Source organism: Ilumatobacter nonamiensis YM16-303, assembly GCF_000350145.1.
GTDB lineage: Bacteria > Actinomycetota > Acidimicrobiia > Acidimicrobiales > Ilumatobacteraceae > Ilumatobacter_A > Ilumatobacter_A nonamiensis.
Map to the genome: position 1 here is coordinate 1 of NZ_BAOL01000342.1, position 2,382 is coordinate 2,382.

Here is a 2,382-nt window from a genome sequence, read left to right on the forward strand (position 1 = left end):
GCCATCCGGTGTCAGACACCCGATGGCACACCGCCACGACCCGATCGACAGCACGCACTCCGCTGTCCGCGTCCGACCGACCATCGCCGAAGGTCTACGGTCAGATCCCGGGGGACGGCACCGACACGTCACACACGAGGGGAATTCACATGCGACTTCGATTCGGCACCTTCATGGCTCCGTTCCATCCACCCGAGCACAACCCGACGCTCTCGCTCGAACACGATCTCGACCTCCTCGCCCACATGGACGAGCTCGGGTTCGACGAGGCCTGGATCGGCGAGCACCACTCGGCGGGGAGCGAGATCATCGCCTCCCCCGAGATCTTCATCGCGGCCGCTGCGGCACGCACGAAACACATCAAGCTCGGCACGGGCGTCGTCTCGCTGCCGTACCACAACCCGCTGTGGGTGGCCGAGCGAATGGTGCTGCTCGATCACCTCACCCGAGGGCGCATCATGCTGGGTGTCGGCCCCGGCGCGCTTCCCACCGACGCGGCGATGCTCGGCCTGGAGCCGACCCAGATGCGACCGTTGCTCGAGGAGTACATGGAGATCGTGATGCACCTGCTCACGTCCGAGGAGCCGATCAGCTACTCCTCGGATCGGTTGACCTTGAACGACGCACGACTCCACCTGCGTCCGTACTCCGATCCGCTGTTCGACATCGCGGTCGCCGCGGTTGCGTCTCCATCGGGCGCGAAGATCGCCGGCCGCTACGGAGCGGGCGTGCTGTCGCTCGGCGCAACGGTCGCGATCGGCATGGACGTCCTCGCCCACCACTGGACGATCCAGGAGGACGTCGCGGCGCAGCACGACCAGGTCGCCGACCGGGCGAAGTGGCGCCTGGTCGGTCTGATGCACCTCGCCGAGTCCGAGGAGGAGGCTCGCCGCGACGTCGAGTACGGCATCGTCCAGTGGTTCCGCTACTTCCAGAACGTCGCGGCGTTCCCGCAGATGGCCGTCGAAGGTGGCGACATCGACGAGATGGTCGACTTCGTCAACGGCGGACTCGGCGTGATCGGCACTCCCGACCAGGCGATCGAGCAGATCGAGACACTGCTCGAACAGTCGAACGGTGGCTTCGGCGCGTACCTCACGCTCGCCCACAACTGGGCGAACAACGCCGCGACGAAGAAGAGCTACGAGTTGTTCGCCCGCCACGTGATGCCGCGCTTCCAAGGAAGCGTCTCGTCACTGATCAGCGCTGCCGACCGCGCCCAGCAGGCACGACCGGAACTCGCCGAGAAGCAGCTCACCGCTGTCGACGAGGCGACCGCCCGCTACGAGAGCGAGACGTCGAGCCCCGCGTAGGTCACTTCGGGGGCATGCGGATGCCGCCGTCGACGCGAATCGACTCGGCGTTCATGTAGCTGTTCGTGATGCACTCGACGACCATCGACGCGAGCTGCTCGGGATCGCCGAGACGCTTCGGGAACAGCACGCCCTTCTGCAGGTTCTCCTTGAACTGCTCGCTGCCCTCGCCCTCGCCGTAGATCGGCGTGTCGATCAGTCCGGGGGCGACGGTGTTGACGCGGATCCCGGCGGCCGAGAGGTCGCGGGCGATCGGCAGGGTCATCCCGACGACGCCGCCCTTCGACGCGGAGTAGCTCGCCTGGCCGATCTGGCCGTCGAACGCGGCAACCGATGCGATGTTGACGATCGCTCCGCGCTCGCCGTGTTCCATCGGTTCGGCCGTGCTCATGGCCGTGGCGGCGATGCGGATCGCGTCGAACGATCCGATCAGGTTGATCGCGATGACCTTCTTGAAGGCGTCGAGGTTCGCCGCCGATTCGAGCGTGCCGTCACGGCCGATCGTGCGCTGCGCCCAGCCGATGCCGGCCGAGTTGACGAGCACGCGAACGGGACCCATCGACTTCGCCATCTCGACGGCGTTGACGAGGTCGTCGGTGTTGGTGACGTCGACTTTGGCGAACGCGCCGCCGATCTCGTCGGCGAGCGCCGTGCCCGCCTCCTCGTTGAGGTCGGCGATGACGACCTTTGCGCCGCGGTCGGCGAGCATGCGGGCGGTGGCCGCTCCGATGCCGGAGGCCCCACCCGTGACGATTGCACTTGCACCTGTGATGTCCATTCGCCAGACGCTAGATCGCGGGCTCGATTCCGACGCAATCCGGATGGGGGCGTGTCTCTAGGTCCCGTAGTAGAGGAGCTCGTCGGCGCCGCCGTCGAGCTGGACTCCGGTCACGCTGGTCCATCCTGGTCGGAACGAATACTGAGCCAACAACCGACCCGAACCCCGGTGATTCGGATTCATGAACCGCGTGAAACCCGACCTGGCGTCGTAGTACACGATCTCATCGGCGGTGTCGCCGCTCAGTTCGACGCCATCGACGCTCGTCCATCCCCGGCGGAACCAATACTC

Annotated in this window: 3 protein-coding genes; 1 reads left to right on the top strand and 2 read right to left on the bottom strand. The window is 66.4% G+C overall.

Annotated elements, in window-relative coordinates; translation table 11 throughout:
* Nucleotides 1–149 precede the first annotated feature (149 nt).
* Nucleotides 150–1,313 (top strand): LLM class flavin-dependent oxidoreductase, encoded by a 1,164-nt coding sequence (locus tag ON45_RS20560; protein ID WP_173400709.1) that lies wholly within the window; start codon nucleotides 150–152, stop codon nucleotides 1,311–1,313.
* Nucleotide 1,314: 1 nt separating this feature from the next.
* On the opposite strand, the gene ON45_RS20565 is transcribed toward ON45_RS20560, so the two are convergent.
* Together ON45_RS20565 and ON45_RS23340 are read right to left on the bottom strand one after the other, a co-directional pair.
* Nucleotides 1,315–2,091, bottom strand: a complete 777-nt coding sequence (locus tag ON45_RS20565; RefSeq protein ID WP_040496664.1) for an SDR family NAD(P)-dependent oxidoreductase — start codon at nucleotides 2,089–2,091, stop codon at nucleotides 1,315–1,317.
* A 57-nt stretch (nucleotides 2,092–2,148) separates the two neighbouring features.
* Nucleotides 2,149–2,382, bottom strand: a 234-nt coding sequence (locus ON45_RS23340) for a hypothetical protein (protein WP_040496666.1), incomplete at its 5' end; no start/stop codon positions are given.

Bases quoted from the DNA above. Each gene is read 5' to 3' on its own strand.
- ON45_RS20560 (WP_173400709.1), top strand. From the start codon at position 150: ATGCGACTTCGATTCGGCACCTTCATGGCTCCGTTCCATCCACCCGAG.
- ON45_RS20565 (WP_040496664.1), bottom strand. From the start codon at position 2,091: ATGGACATCACAGGTGCAAGTGCAATCGTCACGGGTGGGGCCTCCGGC.